This window comes from Rhodococcus sp. ACS1, from assembly GCF_002300155.1.
Taxonomy (GTDB): domain Bacteria; phylum Actinomycetota; class Actinomycetes; order Mycobacteriales; family Mycobacteriaceae; genus Rhodococcus_F; species Rhodococcus_F koreensis.
In genome coordinates this window covers 366,859-385,338 of record NZ_NSDZ01000008.1, presented here as the reverse complement: position 1 = coordinate 385,338, position 18,480 = coordinate 366,859, and the positions used below count along the sequence as shown (strand labels likewise).

At 65.3% G+C, this 18,480-nt stretch carries 17 protein-coding genes; 6 read left to right on the top strand and 11 right to left on the bottom strand.

Going from position 1 to position 18,480, the window contains the following annotated elements:
• Window positions 1–15 precede the first annotated feature (15 nt).
• The 6 genes from CJ179_RS36110 to CJ179_RS36085 form a co-directional block, all read right to left on the bottom strand.
• Entirely contained in the window at window positions 16–1,701 is a 1,686-nt protein-coding gene (locus tag CJ179_RS36110) for a 4Fe-4S binding protein (RefSeq protein WP_095864596.1), read from the bottom strand.
• Window positions 1,698–2,906: a cytochrome P450 gene (locus CJ179_RS36105; RefSeq protein ID WP_095864595.1), complete on the bottom strand. Its 1,209-nt coding sequence runs from the start codon at window positions 2,904–2,906 to the stop codon at window positions 1,698–1,700. The genes CJ179_RS36110 and CJ179_RS36105 overlap by 4 nt, the downstream gene beginning before the upstream one ends.
• A gap of 124 nt (window positions 2,907–3,030) precedes the next feature.
• Entirely contained in the window at window positions 3,031–4,665 is a 1,635-nt protein-coding gene (locus tag CJ179_RS36100) for a PEP-utilizing enzyme (RefSeq protein ID WP_095864594.1), read from the bottom strand.
• Window positions 4,662–5,654, bottom strand: a complete 993-nt coding sequence (locus CJ179_RS36095) for a hypothetical protein (RefSeq protein WP_143548966.1) — start codon at window positions 5,652–5,654, stop codon at window positions 4,662–4,664. The genes CJ179_RS36100 and CJ179_RS36095 overlap by 4 nt, the downstream gene beginning before the upstream one ends.
• A gap of 36 nt (window positions 5,655–5,690) precedes the next feature.
• Window positions 5,691–7,175, bottom strand: coding sequence for a pyruvate, phosphate dikinase (locus CJ179_RS36090; RefSeq protein ID WP_095864592.1), 1,485 nt, complete (start codon window positions 7,173–7,175; stop codon window positions 5,691–5,693).
• The gene (locus CJ179_RS36085; RefSeq protein ID WP_095864591.1) at window positions 7,172–7,786 is read right to left on the bottom strand and encodes a winged helix-turn-helix domain-containing protein; all 615 of its coding nucleotides are present in this window, start codon (window positions 7,784–7,786) and stop codon (window positions 7,172–7,174) included. The genes CJ179_RS36090 and CJ179_RS36085 overlap by 4 nt, the downstream gene beginning before the upstream one ends.
• Before the next feature lie 445 nt (window positions 7,787–8,231).
• Here CJ179_RS36085 and CJ179_RS36080 point away from each other — a divergent pair, with 445 nt between their 5' ends.
• Window positions 8,232–8,960, top strand: a complete 729-nt coding sequence (locus CJ179_RS36080; RefSeq protein ID WP_143548965.1) for a TetR/AcrR family transcriptional regulator — start codon at window positions 8,232–8,234, stop codon at window positions 8,958–8,960.
• A gap of 409 nt (window positions 8,961–9,369) precedes the next feature.
• On the opposite strand, the gene CJ179_RS36075 is transcribed toward CJ179_RS36080, so the two are convergent.
• The 3 genes from CJ179_RS36075 to CJ179_RS36060 all read right to left on the bottom strand — a co-directional run bounded on the left by CJ179_RS36075 (window position 9,370) and on the right by CJ179_RS36060 (window position 11,883).
• Window positions 9,370–9,921, bottom strand: a complete 552-nt coding sequence (locus CJ179_RS36075; RefSeq protein ID WP_095864589.1) for a TetR/AcrR family transcriptional regulator — start codon at window positions 9,919–9,921, stop codon at window positions 9,370–9,372.
• A gap of 227 nt (window positions 9,922–10,148) precedes the next feature.
• Entirely contained in the window at window positions 10,149–10,895 is a 747-nt protein-coding gene (locus CJ179_RS36070; RefSeq protein ID WP_143548964.1) for a metallophosphoesterase, read from the bottom strand.
• A gap of 229 nt (window positions 10,896–11,124) precedes the next feature.
• On the bottom strand, window positions 11,125–11,883 hold the full coding sequence (locus CJ179_RS36060; protein WP_218834893.1) for an SDR family oxidoreductase: 759 nt from the start codon (window positions 11,881–11,883) through the stop codon (window positions 11,125–11,127).
• 255 nt (window positions 11,884–12,138) lie between these two features.
• Here CJ179_RS36060 and CJ179_RS36055 point away from each other — a divergent pair, with 255 nt between their 5' ends.
• Both CJ179_RS36055 and CJ179_RS36050 read left to right on the top strand, forming a co-directional pair.
• Window positions 12,139–12,924 carry an enoyl-CoA hydratase/isomerase family protein gene (locus CJ179_RS36055; protein ID WP_095864824.1) on the top strand — a complete coding sequence of 262 codons (786 nt, stop codon included), beginning with the start codon at window positions 12,139–12,141 and terminating at the stop codon, window positions 12,922–12,924.
• A 44-nt stretch (window positions 12,925–12,968) separates the two neighbouring features.
• The gene (locus CJ179_RS36050) at window positions 12,969–14,006 is read left to right on the top strand and encodes an LLM class F420-dependent oxidoreductase (RefSeq protein WP_095864585.1); all 1,038 of its coding nucleotides are present in this window, start codon (window positions 12,969–12,971) and stop codon (window positions 14,004–14,006) included.
• 275 nt (window positions 14,007–14,281) lie between these two features.
• On the opposite strand, the gene CJ179_RS36045 is transcribed toward CJ179_RS36050, so the two are convergent.
• Both CJ179_RS36045 and CJ179_RS36040 read right to left on the bottom strand, forming a co-directional pair.
• A complete protein-coding gene (locus CJ179_RS36045; protein ID WP_095864584.1) occupies window positions 14,282–15,505 on the bottom strand; it encodes an NAD(P)/FAD-dependent oxidoreductase in 1,224 nt (407 codons plus the stop codon).
• Window positions 15,502–15,693: a ferredoxin gene (locus tag CJ179_RS36040; protein ID WP_061042541.1), complete on the bottom strand. Its 192-nt coding sequence runs from the start codon at window positions 15,691–15,693 to the stop codon at window positions 15,502–15,504. The genes CJ179_RS36045 and CJ179_RS36040 overlap by 4 nt, the downstream gene beginning before the upstream one ends.
• Before the next feature lie 71 nt (window positions 15,694–15,764).
• Here CJ179_RS36040 and CJ179_RS36035 point away from each other — a divergent pair, with 71 nt between their 5' ends.
• The 3 genes from CJ179_RS36035 (at window position 15,765) to CJ179_RS36025 (ending at window position 18,326) form a co-directional block, all read left to right on the top strand.
• Window positions 15,765–16,928 (top strand): thiolase family protein, encoded by a 1,164-nt coding sequence (locus CJ179_RS36035; protein WP_095864583.1) that lies wholly within the window; start codon window positions 15,765–15,767, stop codon window positions 16,926–16,928.
• A 15-nt stretch (window positions 16,929–16,943) separates the two neighbouring features.
• Complete coding sequence (locus tag CJ179_RS36030; RefSeq protein WP_095864582.1) at window positions 16,944–17,375, top strand: Zn-ribbon domain-containing OB-fold protein; 432 nt, start codon at window positions 16,944–16,946, stop codon at window positions 17,373–17,375.
• A gap of 135 nt (window positions 17,376–17,510) precedes the next feature.
• Window positions 17,511–18,326 carry an enoyl-CoA hydratase gene (locus CJ179_RS36025; RefSeq protein WP_095864581.1) on the top strand — a complete coding sequence of 272 codons (816 nt, stop codon included), beginning with the start codon at window positions 17,511–17,513 and terminating at the stop codon, window positions 18,324–18,326.
• Window positions 18,327–18,480: the final 154 nt, after the last annotated feature.

Below are 18,480 nucleotides of genomic sequence, written 5' to 3'. Positions count from 1 at the left end.
TCGCGGTATGTGAATTCAGGCTTTGGGTCGGGCGACGTCGAGCATCGCGTCGACGTCGACCAGCTTGATTCGCGGCCTCTGGTGCTCTCGCGCTGCAGCACGTTCGAACTGGTCGATGGTCTTCCAGTCGGTGTAGGTCAGGATGTTCGGTTGCCGCTGAGCGAGCAGTGCGGCAAGGCCGTCGGTGTCGAGGGTCGGTGCCGGAAGCTGTCCCTGGGCATAGTCTTCGACCAGCGCTCGGACCGTATCCTTGGCGCAGCGGCTGTTGTTTCCGATCGATCCGGAGGGGCCGCGTTTGATCCAGCCTGCGGTGTAGACGCCCGGGATCGTCGCCCCCGTGGCCGGGTCGACGACCCGGCCGCCGTCGTTGGGGACCGTGCCGGACGCGTCGTCGAACGGCAGACCGGCGAGCGGGGTGCCCCGGTACCCGATCGACCGGATGACCAGACCGCATTCGATCTCCTCGAACCAGTCGGTCGGGCGGACGGCGCCCCCACCCTCGGGCGATTCGACCAGTTCGTTGCGCTGAACCCGGAGCCCGCGCACGCGGTCCTCACCGACGATCTCTGCAGGCGAGGACAAGAACCGCAGAACAATGCGCTTCGGTGCGCCCGACGGTGGTGCCGCTGCGATCTCGTCGAGCAGCCTGCTCTTGAACGCGGCCGCAGCCGACGGCGTGGTCGTGGCGGTCGCACCGATCGACTCCACATCGGCGGGGTCTACTACCAGATCGATGCCCTCCGCCGCGGCGAGGCCGAGCAACTCGGGGGTGGTGTACGCGGCCTGTGCCGGCCCCCTGCGCCCGAGCACGACGACCTCGGAGATCTTGCTGGCCGCCAACGCCTCGAGGGCGTGATCGGCGATATCGGTACGGGCAAGATGCCCCAGCCCGGAGGTCAGGATTCTGGCCACATCCAACGCGACGTTGCCGTTTCCGATCACCACCGCGCGTTCGCAGGACAGATCGAACGACCGCTGCGCACCATCGGGATGCCCGTTGTACCAGCTGACGAAGTCCGAGGCCGGATGGCTACCCGGCAAATCCTCACCCGGGATGCCGAGCCGGCGGTCGTGGTGGGCTCCGACCGCGTAGATCACCGCGTGGAAATGCGCCAGGAGTTCCTCGTGGGTGAGGTGCTTACCGATCTCCACGTTGAGGTGGAAATAGGTGCCGCGCCGTGCCCCCATCCGGGCGAAAGCGTCGGTGACGGACTTCGTCTGCTGATGATCCGGTGCCACACCGAACCGCACCAGCCCCCAGGGTGTGGGCAGGCGCTCGAAGAAATGCACCTCGACACCGGGGGCCCCGGACCCGAGAACTTCCTCACCGGCATAGCACGCCGCGGGTCCGGTCCCGATGATCGCTACGCGCAGCGGCGTCGCGTCGGTGACACCGACCACTGGGCGCTGCTGCACCGCAGCAGCGCTCGGGTACTCCCGATTCCTGGGATCCTCGAAGTAGTCGGCATTGATCTCGAGGTACCGCTCGGTTCCCTCCTCGAGGTCGTAGTCGGGGACGATCGCATCGATCGGGCAGGCATCGGCACACGCACCACAGTCGATACAGGTGTTCGGATCGATGTAGAGCATCTCGGTGCGTGAGTAGTCGGCCTCGTCGGGCGTGGGGTGGATGCAGTTGACCGGGCATACCGCCACGCACGACGCATCATTGCAGCAGGGTTGGGTGACGACATACGTCATGGATTGTTCCTCTGGGTGACCAGCGGAAGGCATTCCAGGTTCCGGGCCTGACCGCGCTGGTAGCGCAGCTTCGTGTAGTCCTCGACCTCGAAGGACTTGAACCGGTTGATGACCTCCTCGAGGACGACCTTCATCTCGAGTTTCACGAGGTTCGCGCCGAGGCAGCGGTGCGGGCCACCGCCGAAGGCGACATGGGGGTTCGGGTGCCGGTCGAGCAGGACCTCGTCGGCGCGTTCGAACTTCTCCGAGTCGCGGTTGGCGGGACCGAATCCGAGCAGGACCTTTTCGTTGTGCGGGATCGGGCAGCCCTGCACCTCGACGTCCTTGGTCGTGGTCCGCGCCATGTATGCGACGGGGCTGACGTAGCGGAGGAACTCGTCGATGGCCGTGCGCATCAGGTCCGGATCTTCCCGCAACCGGGCGTAGTCCTCGGGGTGGTCGGCCAGCCACAGCATCATTCCGCCCATGGCGCCGCTGGAGGTGTCGGTGCCACCGAGGATGGTCAGGATCAGCATGTGCTGCATGTCCAGATCGGACAGCGGTTCTCCACCGAAGTCGCCGTCGAGCAGCGCGGAGATGAGGTCGTCGCGGCGGGGTTGTTCGCGTCGTTCGGCGAGCTTCTGCGCGAAGTACCCGTACAGGGTGGCGCCGGCGGCGGCGCCTCGCTCCGCATCGTCGTAGGCACCGTTGAGCGCGATCATCGCGTCGATCAGTTCCGGCAGATCTTCATCGGGTACACCGATGATGCGGAGGATGACGTGGCGCGGCAGCTGGCTCGAGAAGTCCCCGACGAAGTCGAACTTCGTGGGATCTTCGATGCTGTCGAGCAATTCCACCGTCATCTCGCGCACCCACGACTCCATGGCTTTGACCGTCTTCGGCGTGAACAACGGATCCATGATCTTGCGGTACATGCGGTGCTCGGGCTCGTCGGTGTCCTCGGGGGGCATCCGGACCGGGTGCCGCGGAACGGTTGTCCCTTCCGCCGACGAGTAGGTCTCGGTGTCGAGGGTTGCGGCCCAGACGTCCTCGTAGCGGCTCAGGAGATGGAACCCTCCGAGTTCGTCGCTGTGGGCGACGGGGCATTCGTTGCGCAGCCGCGTCCAGATGTCGTGTGGTGCCTGGCTGAGTTTGCTTGCGAACGGATTGAGTCGTGCGCCGATGGTGTCGGTGCTCTCGACGTGATCTACGGTGATGTCGCTCATTCCGTATTCCTCCTGGCTAGTGATATCGGTGCGTCCGTGGACGGGCTGGGTCGTGAACGCGTGGGGTTCCGTCTCGCTTCTGGGTGCGGCGCACCCGGTGGCGGGTCGGTTGTCGGCGAGGTGGCTATCCGGCTTCGTTGATCGCGAGGACGGTGACGGTGCCCTTGGCGCCGTCGACGAGGACCCGGTCTCCGTCGCGGAGTCGACCCGATCCGTCCCCGGTGTTGATGACTGCGGGCAGTCCGAGTTCGCGGGCGATGATGGCTCCGTGGCTGCCGACGCTGCCGATGTCGATGACCACCGCGGCTGCGAGCATGAACAGCGGGGTCCAGCTGGGGTCGGTGGACTCGCACACCAGCACGTCGCCGGGTTCGAGGGCGTCCTCGTCCTCCGCGCGGCGGATGATCCGCACGGCGCCTTCGTGGGTCGCGGCGCTGGCGCCGACGCCCGAGATGACGTCACCGACCTGGGCGCGGGCGGAGTTGACGGTGAGCGGTTCGGGCATGCCGACGAAGGTCGTCGGCAGCCGGTAGCCGCGGTATTCTGCGGCTCGCGCACTACGGAAGGCCACCAGATCTGTGACGGATTCGCCTGTATCCTGGGCGATTTCGTCCATGTCCAGGAAGAAGACGTCGTCGCGGTCAGCGAGGCGGCCCTCGCGCACCATCTGGTCTCCCAGATCGCGGGCTGCGGCGCGGAATCCGTCGATCGCGGTCAGGAATGAGGCCTTCCCGAGCTCCGTTTCTCGGACTGCGGTTGCGGTGTCGGCGAGCGCGGCGGCAAGTTCGATTCGCTGCTCGTCGGTGAGTTTCGCTTCGAACTCGGCGACGGCGGCCCGCTGCTTCTTCACAGCTCCCTCCGCGCGGCGCTCCGGGTGCTCGGTGGCGTTGCGTGAGCGCAGTGCCGCGATCGTCGAGGACAGCAGGTCTGGGTTTTCGCGCCAGGAGCGTCCGGCGGGGTTGCCCTCGTTCTCCCCGTGGTAGCCGTGCCGCTCGACGAAGGTCGCCATGTCCAATTCGCCATTCGCCAACGCCCACAGGTCGGCGCCCATGGAAAGTTCGGCGACGTCGCCGAACGCGGCAGTCAGTGCGGGGACGATGTCGAGCATGTCGGTGGCGGCGGCGAGCCGGTAGATGCTGCTCATCGCCGCGACGATCAGCAACCGTGTCTCGTTGTGGATACCGATGGACCAGACGAACCGATCGAATGCTTCGGTGAGCCGGGCGCGCGGGTCTCCAGCGTCCTCGCGGTGGAGCACTTCCCGGCGCCACCACTCGTTCTGATCGCGCACCATGTCGGCCAGGCGCTGACTGTGCGTGTCACGGACTCGTTCGACGACCTCGGCGACGAGTGCCTGTTGGGCGTCGGTGAGTGAGGTGAAGGGGTCTGCATTCGGATGCAGAGCGCCGGCGAGGCCGAGTTCGAACTCGTCGGCGGTGATTCCGGGGAACCGGTCGACGTAGCGGCGGATCGGTTCGATGTTCATTGCCTGGCGGCCGTAGAAGATGCCGGTCAGGCGGTTGTTCTGGTCGGGGTCGACGTAGACCTCATCGGGGCCGAGCATTCCGAATCGGTGCCATGTCCCGCGCACTGCCAGTTCGTTACCTGGTCCCCACAGACTCCAGCACAGCGGTGTCATGACGGCCGGCGCGGCCTCACCGATGTTGGCGGTCGTCCAGTACCGGTTCGGGGTGCTGTTCCCTCGGACGGGGTCGGTGTGGGTCGATTCCGCGGTCGCGGACTGTTCGGTCGTGGTCATGATTGCCCCTGAGTGAGAAGTGAGATGAGAGCACCGCGGTCGAGATAGCCAATGCCTTGTTCGCCGTTGCAGGTCCAGTCGACGAAGAAGTTGGTCAGGAAGTAACGATCGGGTCGGGTGAGGTCGGTGCCCATGCAGAATTCGGCGCCGTCGGCGACGGTGAAGTTCATGCCGTGACGGATCCGGCCGTCGATGACGACCTGCCTGCCTTGGACGTCGAGTTCGACGGTGATCGCGGTGGGTTCGCAGTTGAACGCCGTCAGGTCGGTCCACCGAACCATCGTGGCGTCGTGGGTTCCGGCCGAGTCGAACAGAGCTGCGCGCTGGAAGGCACCGGATTCGTACTCGCCCAGCATGGTGGCGAAGCCCCACCCGGATTCGAAGATGCCGTTGCCCCAGAAGGCACGGCGCAGATGGCTCATGTCCCGGGGGCCGATCGAGTGGTCTCGGTGCCCGATTCCATCGAGAACATGCGTCTCGCCGGCGACGGTGACCGTACCGCGCACGCGGACGGCCTGCTCGTGGTGGAACCGTCCCCAGTCCCCGAACTGGGTGGATCCCTCGGGGATCCACACCGGGTAAGCGGCTTCCAGGTCGAGGTCGATCTGAACCGAATGGTGGTGGTCGTCGGGGGTGAGGCCGGTTGCGCCCTGATCCTGGGACACGTCGACCATGCCGCCGAAGAAGGTGAACCGCCACTCGCGGTACGGGGTGATGGTCGCCAGGTGCGCGTTCGGCGAACCGAATTGCCCGGCGCCCGGCGCCACGATTTTCGTGGAGTGCACGGTGCCGTCGGGCTGGGTGACGGCGATGACGATGTGCCACAGGCGTGGGTCGTCGAGCATCGTGCCCATGTGCCACATCACGCCGAGACCGTCTTTGTCTCGGACGTTCCACTGGATGTTTTCCGCCCAGCGGTCCACTCCGGCGGGAGGTTCGTGCACGAAATCGTCCGCCGGATCGAGTCCGGTTTCGTCGGTGATAGTCATGTCGGCCAATGCCATTCCTTTCAAAAGGTGGCGCGTTTATCCGGTAGCTACCGCTCGTGCTCGGAGTCGGAGCAACTCGGGGAGGGTGTGCTCGGTCGTGCCGGTGGTCGCTTGCGCCCAGCCCAGCAGTTGTTCGAGGTCGGAGTCGTCCTGGACGGCGGGTTCGACGAGTGGGAGGGCGCCGCGGTAGACGATGCCGTGGGTGGCGTCGACGGTGACGGTCTGACCGGCCAGCTCGACTGCTCCATCGCCGCAGCCGACGACGCACGGCACATTCAGTTCGCGGCACACGACGGCGGCGTGTGAGGTGGCGCCGCCGAGTTCGGTGACGACTCCGCTGACCAGGGACATGGCCGCGACGTCGTCCGGATCGGTGGTGGGTCGGACAAGGATGACCTGCTCGCCGTTGCTCGCACGTTCCTCGGCCTCGTCGACGTCGGTGATCACGACTCCGACCGCGACACCCTGGCACGCCTGCTTGCCGCGGGCGACTTCCTCGGCCGTGCGGAGCACCGTGGGGTCGATGTGTGGTGTCATCACCGACTCGACCAGGTCGGCGTTCACCCGGTCGAGGGCTTCGTCGACGGTGATCAGTCCTTCACGTTGGAGTTGCACCGCGTGACGCACGGTGGCCTCGGCCGACCGTTTGGCGGACCGGGTTTGCAGGAGCCACAACCTTCCGCTCTCGATGGTGAATTCGATGTCCTGGACGTCTCGGCCGGCCTGTTCGAGCTGGCGGGCTGCGGCCATGAGTTCGGCGTAGGCCGTGGGCATTTCGTCGGCGAGTTCGTCGAGGGCTCGGGCGTTCGACCGTCCCGAGACGACGTCCTCGCCCTGTCCGTGCAGGAGCCACTCGCCGTAGGGGGTGGCCGCCCCGCTCAACGGGTCGCGGGTGAACAGCACCCCGGTTCCGGAGCGGTCGTCGAGGTTGCCGAAGACCATTGCCTGGACGGTGACGGCGGTGCCGCCGTCGTCGGAAATGCCGCGGTCACGTCGGTACGCGATGGCACGACGGGAATGCCAGGATTCGAGGACGGCGACGATCGCCATCCGCAGCTGCTCCCACGGGTCATCAGGTGGGTACGTACCCACCACCTTCTCGAACTGCTCGACGAAGCGGCGGCGGGTGTCGGCGGCGTATCGGCTGTCTCCGGTCTCCTCGGCGAGCGCCTTCTCGACCTGGTCGTTGATTCCGAGGTTGAGGATCGTGTCCATCATCCCGGGCATGCTGATCGCTGCCCCGGACCGCACCGAGACCAGCAACGGGTGGGTTTCGTCGCCGAAGCGTCGGCCGGTGACCGAGGCGAGGGCGGCCATCGCTGCCGGCAACTCCTCCCACACGTCGGCGGTCAGCTGACGCTCATCGCGGTAGTACTGCCGGCACACATCGGTGCCGAGGACGAAGGCGGGTGGCACCGGGATTCCCAGCGACCGCATGCGCTCGATGCTCCATGCCTTGCCGCCGAGCAGGTCCCGGTCCAGTCCGGTGGTGCCGTCCAACATCAGAACGTGGGCGCTCATTGTGCCCTCCCAGCGGCGGCTTCCTCGGCGCGGGTGAGCCCGGCCAGTCCGATCAGATCTTCGTGCAGCTCGAACCATGCGGTGTGGTAGCTGTCGATCAGCGGTCGTGCCAGCCAGGAGTTGTCACCGTCGCGGATCTTCGTCAGCGCCGCATCGAAGCGTGCGGGATACATCTTCAGGCGCGGGGCAAGCTCGGTGAGTCGTTCGAGCAGTGGCCGGAAATCGGTGTGGACGCCTTCGAGTCGGCTGATCACCGCGGCGTCGTACGCCGCGTCGGTGTGGTCGTTGGGTTGGTCCTCGCCCACAAGCTGCCAGTCGGTCACCAACTGCTTGAAAGTCGCGTTGACGGAACTGAAGTCGTGATAGGCGGCGGACATCTGCGCCTGATCGACGTCCTCACGCTCGGCGGCGATCAGTTCGGTCAGTTCCACTCGTCCGTCACCGGTGAGCTTGAGTCGTCCGCGCAGGTCCTGGACCAATCCCGCATCGCAGAGCTCGCGCACCACGCTGTCCACAGAGTCGGTCGACAGACCGGTGCTGGCCGCCACGTCCGCGGCAGTCGTGCGTCCGCGCAGGCGCACGAGCTGCAGAATTTGAAGCTTGTCGTTCATTGATCAACCACCTGTGCTGCGTGTCCGGTCGAGCCAGCGGCGGGACCGTGAACCCGAGGATGGGCAAGTTCGTCAGTGCTGCGGTACAACGCCGGTGCGGGGGTGCCGAGAGGGGATTCGTCTGGCTTCGCTACCGCCATGCCATTCTCCTGAATTCAATGTGTCGTAGATCTCATCCGTGAACATAACAGAGTCAATGGTATGGAGCAATAAAGTACCGGTTCTTTCGCGAATTCGATTGGAAGCGTGCGGATTTAGCGCACAAACAGGTCATTCGCGTGTCACGTTCGCACGCGCCGCGTTGGGCCAATGGGGCACGAGCGCAAGGGCCGCGCCAGTGGCTACTGTGACCAATTTATCAGCAGGCTGCTGATAAAGGAAGACCTCAGAGGTCACAGCCGAAAACCACTGCCTTGACCTGCACGAATAGTCGCGGTCGACGGCTGTGCTCGGCCCCCGCCAGCCGAAGCCGATTCGCTCCGCGCGCGCCATTACTGGAACGATGTACACAGGGCGTGGAGCCCTACTGAAACGAGGTGAAACCGTGGCACGGCCTAAGAAACCGCTGATCTCACGTACACGGGTGATCGAGACGGCACTGATGTTGATTGACCGAGACGGGCTGAAACAGCTGAGCCTCACGCGTCTCGCCGCCGAACTCGGCGTTCACAATTCGTCTGTCTACTATCACTACAGATACAAGGCCGACATCCTCGCCGACGTCCTGCGCTTGGTCCTCGACAGTTTCGTCGTCGAATCGGATACAGAGATCGACTGGAAGACCTACATCCTCGAATACGCTCCGCGGTTTCTCGACACCCTCAACGCTCACCCGCAGGTCGTACCGCTGCTGGTCGCACAGACGCCGAGAACGTTCGGCCTCGAGTACGAGAACCAAACGGTCAGCATTCTGCTGAAAGCCGGTTTTCCCCTGGAGTACGTCATCGTCATCCGCGAGCACCTCGAAGCGTTGACGGTCGGTGCGCTCCAGTACGGCAACAACAACTTGTTCACCGACGTTCCGGAATCGTTGACGGAACTGCGATCGGCGGTCGAGGCCGCCCGTACCGTGTCGGCACAGGATCGCTTCCGCCTGGCGTGCAAGGCCTACGTCGCCGGTCTCGAAATCCAGCTTGCGGCGTGGACCGCCGGCGAATCGGAATCGTTTATCTGATCGTCGGAGACCACCCCGGGTGCATACGCACCCGACACGGAGGGGTCGGAGCGCTACCCTCGACGAAAGGGCCCTCACGCAGCTGCTTGTCGACGGGTGCGAATCCTGGCCAACGCGGGCTGCCGACACGGGTCATTGCCCCATCTGCGGCGCGGTATCGACCCGACAACGTCATGACATGCCTTCGATCGCGGGGTCACCGCACAGCTATGGATCTTCGTGTCACAGCTCTCCACGTACACCCGCGTACGAACGGCAAGTCACTTGATACGCGGGAAACACGTCACCGTACGAGACCGTGCGAGACCCCATCCAGCCGGGCGCCAGGTGATGGAGGGTAGTCCACGGAAATCGGCATTTGCCAGTGAGCGATGTTGCGGCACAGAACTTTCAGAGTCCGCCTGACCGACTATCGCGATGCGCCGTGCATGGAAATCAGGCGAAGGTACTCGTCGTACAGCGGTACGAGTTCGGTGTGCTGCCCCTCGGCGGTGAGGTTTTGGAAGCCGACCAGCAGCGCCATTCCCATTGAGACGATCACATCGGCCGCCTCGTCGCTGTCGACAACTTGGGCGATGACCGATCTGACCGTCTTGCGGCGCGCCGAGTCCACGCGGCGTTGCGTTTCACGCACGGTGGCATCGTTCATTCCCCACGCCCTGATCGCGGCCTCCGCCGCGTGCGGCAGCCCCAGGGTCAACGTGCGCAACGCAGCGAGGTCGTCTTCTGGACCGCCACTGCCGAACGACAGATCCCGCAGAATTCGCTCCTGGCGGTGCTCCCAGTACTCGAGCAGTGCGTCGACGAAACCTTGCCAGCTCCCGAAGTAGTGATAGAACGATCCGGTGGTGACACCCAGGGTCGTACACATCCGACGGATGTTGAGCCCTTTGAACCCGACCTCGGCGAGGACGTCCAATGCCGTCTCGAAGTACTGTTCCTTGCTCACAATGGTGGGCATCAGCCGCCTTGCCCCCCTCGCTCATCCCCGAACCGACTTGCCCGGTGTCGTTGCACGTCTTATCGTGACGAGACAGCGAACCATCCAGTCACGATCCCAACATACCATAATGTGTGTTGTGGTGAGTTCGGCGTGCCCGGTGGTTCCCGAAACGTCCGGGTCACGCCGGCAGCATCGACCCGCGCACCTCGATCGGCGATGGTCGGGGCGGCCGCGAGCAAGTCCTGCTATCTCGGTCGGGGGCGCTTCCCCAGCCGGACCGCGGTGTTCACGATCCGATTTCCGGTGGTGTGCACGAGGTGCGCCTGACCTGTGCTGTCCCAGTCGATGCCCAGGTCTTGGGTGTAGCACGATGCAGCCGCGACCGAGACTGTCGCGCCCGCGAAGGTACACAGGGTCGAGTAGTGCAGGTGGCCGGCCAGGATGGTCCGGAGATCGCCGTCCGCCACGGCCGATTCGAGCGCGTCTTGGTTGGTCAGTTCGCCCATTTCCATCAGCGGATCAGGGGTCGGCACGGGAGGGTGGTGCAGGACGAGAATGCTCCCGTGCGGTGCAGGCACGGCCAGAACGGCACTCAGCCAGGACAGCTGCGATTCGTCGATCTCACCATGCAGTCGACCCGAGACGTTGCTGTTGACGGCGATGAGACGTAGCCCGTTGACATCATGGACCTCGTCGTCGAACTCGTCGGGTGTAGCGCCACCGCCGTGATCGCCCATCCCCCAGATCACTTGGCTATCCGCACGCTCGGCTGCACGCTCGACCGCAGATCGAAATGGCGCATGTTGGTGATACCCGACCGGCAGGGTTCCCGTAAGCGCCAACGCTTCTGGACGATCGTCGACCTCTTCGACCTCGTCGAGCAGTCGTGCCACGGCATCACCGCAGTCGACGTTCTCGCCGAAGCCGCCGGTCAGCAGGCGCGTATCACTGATGTGCAGTATGCGGTGGTCGGGGACGTTGGATGAGGACATGGCGACACCTTCGCTGTTATGCACGGATCGAATGAGGTTCCCGCGATGAGTGGGCCGAAGCCCTGCGCGGCCACCTCCGCGACCGGCCACCGAAGCAACCTCGCATGGAGGGGCGATGCTGACGACGTCGGCAACGCATCGCGCGCTCGGCCGCAGCGCGGGGTGTAGCGATGCGCATCGCCAGATATCGTGGCCCCGAGCGGCGGACTACTCGGCGGACTCCGATGGGTCACAAGGCAGTGAGTCCCCCATCGACAACGAGGGCCGAACCGGTGACGTAGCTCGAGGCCGGGCTGGCGAGGAAGAGCAGAGCCGAGTCGATCTCGGCTTGGGTGCCAGACCGCCCGAGCATGGTGTGGTCGGCCAACATCTTTTCCAAACCGACTGCATTCTCGGTCATCTCACTACGGAAGAACCCCGGCAGGAGTGCATTGACGCGAACGCCGCGACGCAACGACCATTGCTGCGCCAAGTCGCGTGTCAACCCGAGGACACCCGCCTTGCTCGCAGCGTAAGCCGCCTGCGGCAGGCGGGGGGCGACCACACCGAGAACACTCGCCACGTTCACAATCGACGACCCCTCGGGCATGACGCCGACGGCTGCCTGCGCCATCCAGAACGATCCATTGAGATTGACATCGATGACCTTGCGGAAGCCCTCTTCGGTCTCCTTGGAGGCGGGGACCACGTCCGCGATGCCGGCGTTGTTGACCAGGACGTCGATCCTGCCGAACTCGTCGACCGTGCGGCTCACCAAAGCCTTGCAATCATCCGGGGAACTGACATCGGTCCGGTGGGACAGCGTCACCCCTCCTGCCTCACGCAACTGGTTTTCGACATCGCTCAGTTTGTCTGTCCGACGAGCAGCAAGCACGACGGTGGCGCCGACTGCCGACAGGGCGCGTGCGAAGCCGACCCCCAGCCCCGAACTTGCTCCCGTCACCACGACAACCTTGCCGTCCAGCCGGAACGCATCCAATGGATTCACTGCCACACCAACTTTCGCATTTGGTTCGCCGCTTCCGCGTGGGATCACCCCACTCGAAGAAAAGGGCTCAGAATCCACTGACAATAACACATTGTATGTTACGTTCCTGGGGATGGCCGGCTGGCACGACATCCGGAGACCGCCGGCCCACTCTGCTTCTCCGGCCCCAGACAAGGATGTCCTGTGCCTTCCAACCCTCTCGTCACCGCAGAGTCCGGTGACACTGCTGCAAGCAACGATCTCGTCTACACGGAGATGGCCCGCCCCGGAGTACTGCTCGTCCGGCTCGACCGTCCGGACGCACTCAATGCCATGAATGCCTCCCTGATCGAGGCACTCCACGCGGTCCTACGCCGAGTCCGCGACGACGCCGACGTGCGGACCATCGTTCTCACCGGTGCCGGCACCACGTTCTGTGCGGGGCTGGACCTGCGCGGCTACGGCACGGTGCCGACCTCCACCGGACCTGAGGGACGACCGCAGGAGGGGATGCGCGCAACCGAGCACATCGCCAACCTGGCGGATGCTCTGCGCCGCGCCCGGCAGCCAGTGATCTGCGCGATCAACGGTCCCGCAGCGGGGGGCGGGATGGCACTGTCACTGCTCTGCGACATCCGGTTGATGACCGAAACGGCAACGTTGCACCCGTCCTTCATCAAGCGCGGCCTCAGTAACTGCGACGTCGGACTGAGCTGGATTCTGCCCCGCGCCATCGGGTTCTCGCGATCGGCGGAGATTCTGCTGACCGGTCGAACGATCGCCGCAGACGAAGCGCACAGGATCGGACTCGTCTCGCAGGTCCTGCCCGCCGAGGACCTACTGCCCGCTGCGCTGGACCTAGCCTCCACCATTGGTGCCAACAGCCCGTTCGGGGTCTGGATGACCAAACAGGTCATGTGGGACAACCTCGAGACGCCGGGGATTCGAGCGGCAATCGATCTCGAGAATCGGACACAGATCCTGAGCGTCCTGACCACCGATCACCGTGAGGCGGTGTCCGCGTTCCTCGAGAAGCGGGCGCCCGAGTATCGCAATCACTGACGGCCACAGCACGTTCGACGAATCGGTAGGAGAGGAACATCGTCATGAAGGTAGGAATTTCTGCGGGCTATTGGAGTGGGTCACCGCCGCAGGGCATCGCCGAACGCGTCGCCGAGGCCGAAGCGCTCGGGGTGGACAGTCTGTGGACCGCCGAAACGTACGGGTCGGACGCGCTGACCCCGTTGGCCTGGTGGGGTTCCCAAACGACACGGTTGCAGCTCGGCACGTCGATTTGCCAGATGTCGGCGCGGACGCCGACAGCGTTGGCGATGGCGGCGCAAACTGTCGACCACCTCAGTGGGGGTCGGATGATCGTCGGCATCGGGGCCTCGGGTCCGCAGGTCGTCGAGGGCTGGTACGGGCAGCCGTATCCGCGGCCGCTCGAGCGGACTCGCGAATACGTCGAGATCATGCGCGCGGTGTGGGCCCGGGAGAAGCCCGTCACGTTCGCCGGGCGGCACTACCAGCTGCCCTTCGACGGCGGCAGTGGGCTCGGGAAGCCGCTGAAGTCGATCGTGCACCCGCTTCGTGCGGACATTCCGATCTATCTCGGGGCCGAGGGTCCGAAGAACGTGGCGCTGGCGGCGGAGATCGCCGACGGCTGGACGCCGCTGTGGTTCTCCCCCAAGAGCGACGACTTCTACCGGGCTGCCCTTGCGGAGGGGTTCGCCCGCGCCGGCGCGCGCCGGACGGCGGCCGACTTCGAGATCGCCAACACGTGCTGGTTGGTGGAGAACGACGACGTCGAGAAGGCTGCGGCGAAACTGAAGCCGGTGGTCGCCCTGTATGCCGGGGGCATGGGCGCCAAGGGCGCCAACTTTCACAACGACGTCTTCACCCGTATGGGCTGGGGCGAGGCCTGTGCCGAGATCCAGCGGTTGTATCTGGAGGGTCGTTCGGACCTTGCCGCGCAGGCGGTACCGACCGCAATGGTGGAGGATGTCGCACTCGTCGGGCCTGCAGACAAGATCTGCGAGGACATCGTCACACGATGGAAGTCGACCTGCCTGACGACGATCGTGTTGGCGGGATGGCCGCGCCCGGATACCCGTGCACGCATCGTGGAAGCGATTCGCGCGTAACCGGAGTAGAACGCGTCCGGGCCGTCCCGGTCCCCCACCACTGGGTGCGGGACCGGGACGGCCCACCGATCGACGGTCACACCGAAACCCGCTCGTGTGCAACGAGCACGGGACGTCCCGATCAGTTCTCCGGGACTCAACCAGGGCTGCACAGCCCGTGCCGCCCGGGCCGCACGGGCGCGCTGTGCGCCGTCTACCGAACCTTCACGACGAGGTGGGTGTCGGCACTTCTGCTCGGCGGTGTCGCCGGAGGTAGGCCACGGCCGCAGTGCTGTTTACGGAACGGGTTGCGCCCGCTTGGCTTCTCTCGCGTGCGCGAAGTCGAGGGCGGCGGTCCACGGCGTCGCCTTCATGATCAGGCCGCGGTACTTCATGATGTCGGCCTGGCGGTTGAGGGCGAGCGCACCGACCAGGCGGTCACCACCGCGATAGAGAGCAACGAATCTGCCGCTACCGACGTCACCGATGACCTCGATCTCGTCGGCATCCGGGACACCCACGAACTGGATCCGCGTGTCGTACCAGTCCGACCAGAAATACGGGACGGTCGAGTACGGGGTGGCCGCGTCCGGATCGAGAGCGTTTCGGGCGGCCAGTGCCCCTTGTTCGGCGGCGCTCGTCCAATGTTCGAGACGCATGGTGCGACCGAACAGCGGGTTGCGCCAACGGCATACGTCTCCCGCCGCGTAAACGCCGGGTGCACCGGTCCACAAGGTGCTGTCGCAGACGATACCGTGGTCGAGCTGCAACCCGGAACCGTCGAGCCAGTCGGTCGCCGGGGCCGCTCCGACACCGACCACGACCAGGTCGGCGGGCAGTACCGTGCCGTCGGAGAGCCGCACCCGTTCGACGGCGGTCTCCCCCTCGATGGCCTCGACGGCAACGCCGCATCGCAGGTCGGTCCCGTTCGCCGTGTGCAGTGCCGAACACGCCACACCCATCTGTTCACCGATTGCTCGGACCAGCGGCGTCGGCAGCGCCTCGACCACGGTCACGTCGAGTCCGCGCTTGCGGGCCCCCGATGCAACTTCCGATCCGATGAAACCGGCGCCGATCACCACGGTGCGCGCACCTGCGTCCAGTGCGGACCGGACCGCCCTGGCGTCGTCGAGCGTGCGGAGGGTATGCACGCCCGCCAGTGCCTCGGTGCCGGGGAGCGTGCGGGCGCGGGCACCGGTCGCGAGCACGAGGGCGTCGTAGCCGACGCGGGTGCCGTCGACGGCGACGGTGCGCTGGTCGGTGTCGAGACCCGTTGCGGGCGCGCCGAGGATCAGTTCGACATCCAGCTCCTGCAGCCCGGCGAGATCGCGGTAGGCGAGCTCGGACTGCCGGTCGGTGTCGGTGTCGAGGAATGCCTTCGACAGCGGCGGCCGATCGTAGGGAAGGTGATCCTCGGCGCCGATCAGGGTGATCGATCCGGTGAATCCAGTCTTCCGTGCCGCTTCGGCCGCTCGCAGTCCTGCAAGCGACGCCCCGACGACGACCAGACGCGTGGTCATCGGATCAGCCGCAGCGCGGCCGTGGGGCAGCCCTCGACGGCCTGCTCGACCTCCGCCAACTGGTCGTCGGTGATCTCCTCGGTCAGCAGGACCAGATCACCGTCGTCGTTGACCTCGAAGACATCGGGGGCGATGGACTCGCAGATCCCCAATCCCGTGCATTTCGTTCGATCCAACTCGATCTTCATGCGATCCACCATAACAGAGGATATGGTATGTTGGAACCCAATTTGGAATACGAGATCACAGGAGGCGTCCGATGGCGGATTCTCGGAGGGCCGCGATCGCCGGGCTCGGCATTACCGAGGTGGGAAAGGTGTTCGGTCGCAGCGCAACAGATTTCGCGGCTGATGCGGTTCGCCGGGCCGCCACTGATGCCGGTCTCCACCTGTCCGACATCGACGGACTGTTGATCAACAGCGGACTCAAACGCGATGTGTCGATCACCCTGCAGAACGTCCTCGGTCTCCGCGACCTCCGACTCCTGACGGAGATGAATGCGTACGGTGCCTCGGCCGGCGCGATGGTGTCCTACGCGGCAGCGGCGGTCACCAGCGGTATGGCTGAGGCCGTGGCGTGCGTGTTCGCCGATGCGCCGTTGAAACCGAAAGTGTCCGCCGGCGCCGCCTACACCGGCCGCAGCGCCAAGCCGATCGTCGGCCTGCCCAGCTATCTCGTCGCCAGTGGCATCACGAACGCCAACGCCAAGTACGCGTTCGCCACCCGCCGCCACATGGAGACCTACGGCACCACCTCCGAACAGCTCGGCGAGATCGCGGTCGCGCAGCGCGCGTGGGCGGTGCACAATCCGCTCGCCCAGATGCGCACCCCGATCACTCTCGAGGATCATCAGAGTTCACGCTGGATCGCAGAACCGCTGCGGTTGCTGGACTGCTGCCTTGTCTCCAATGGCGGTGCGGCAGTGATCGTCACCACCGCGGAGCGAGCGAAAGACCTGGCGCAACCACCGGTACACGTGCTCGGGTGGGGACAGGGCCATCCAGGGCAGGTCGCCGAACGGGGTTCGGATTTCGGGCTGCGCACCGGCGCCGCGATCTCCGGACCCACTGCACTACGCATGGCGGGGGTGACGGTCGAGGACGTCGATCTACTCGAGCTGTACGACTGCTACACGTTCACCGTTCTCGTAACACTCGAAGACTACGGCTTCTGCGCCAAGGGTGAGGGTGGCAAGTTCGTCGCGAACGGGCGCACCGGGCCCGGTGGTGAGCTGCCCGTCAATACCGGCGGCGGACAGCTTTCGTCGTACTACTTGTGGGGAATGACTCCGCTCACCGAGGCGGTCATTCAGGCCCGTGGCCAGGGCGGCGGCCGTCAGGTCGACAACCACGACGTGATCATGGTCAGCGGCAACGGCGGCATCCTCGATCACCACTCGACGCTGATTCTCAGTCCCCGCTGATCGAAAGGTCCATTCATGACAACCGATCTCGCTGAAGTTTCCGGTCCAGCCGTCCTGCGTGACACCCGCAGCGGCGAGTTCTTCGATGCCGCGGCCGCCGATCAACTTGCGATCCGGCGCTGCACCCACTGTCACCACGCGTTCAGCCCCGAGGCTCGAACCTGTACTGCCTGCGGCAGTTCGGATCTGAGCTGGGACACTGCGACGGGAGCGGCGACTCTGGTGTCGTGGGCCGTGGTGCACCATCCGCCGCATCCGGCCTTCGCCGAGCAAGTCCCCTTCCCCATCGGGCTGGTGGAGTTGCAAGAGGGGCCGTGGATCAACGCACGTATCGTCGGAGCCAACCCGGGCGAGTTGCGCGCCGGGCTCCCCCTGCACGTCGCGTTCGTTCATCCCGATGTCGGTGACTCGTACCCGGTATTCCGGGTGCAATCCCTGGCCGACTAGTTGTATGACTGCGCACTGCACCCTTGCCGGGCCGCTCCTGTTACGGCAGGTCGAGCGGCGGCGACCCTCACAGTCCCGAGGTCATCTGCCCCAACGCATTTCCCGTAGGAGGTCACATGAGTGAGGTGGAAGTCGATGAATGATCCGATCCTGCTCACCGAGCAACGGGCCGGTGTCCGGATCCTCACCCTGAATCGGCCGGGGTCACGCAATGCGCTGAACACCGCTTTGCTCGACATGCTGCGAAGCGAACTGACCGCCGCCGACCACGACAACGGCACCGATGTCGTGATCCTGACCGGGACCGACCCTGCCTTCTGCGCCGGCCTCGACCTGCAGGAACTCGGCGATACCGGCGCCAACGCCGACACAAAGCCGGAAAAAGGCATCCCTGTCGGGCACCCGTGGCTTCCACTGTCGAAGCCGGTGATCGGCGCCGTCAACGGTGCTGCGATTACCGGTGGACTCGAATTCGCACTGGCCTGCGATTTCCTCATCGCCTCCGAGTGTGCCCGGTTCGCCGACACCCACGCCCGTGTGGGTGTCCTGCCCGGCTGGGGTCTCACTGCGCGACTCCCCTCGGCCGTCGGCCGAGGTTTCGCGCGCAGGATGAGCCTGTCGGGGGACTTCGTGGGTGCCGCCGAGGCTCTGCGGGTGGGTCTGGTGACACAGGTGGTTCAGCACGAGAACCTGCTCACTACCGCACTGGACATCGCTGCATCCATCATCGGGAACGACCAGCCCGGAGTACGGACCCTTCTCGAGTCCTATCGCCGCGCGGAAGAACACATGCTCGACCCGGCGCTACTCGTCGAAGACGACACATCACAGAAGTGGATGAGGGACTTCGAACAGTCACGTGTCGCCGAGCGACGCACCGACGTCATCCATCGCGGAAGAACTCAGAACTCGGCGGCAGCCGCACCGTCCTCGAATGCGTCACGAGAGTGACAGCTTCCGGCGGAACGCGGCTTGATACTCGACGTCCGTCGTAGTCGCGACACCGCACAAGGCCTTCCCGAGCACACACCCAGACTGGCGATAGGTTCCTGTGGGACTGTGCGATAGGTCGGTAAGACAGGATGAGCCAGCGCCCGGCAGCTGC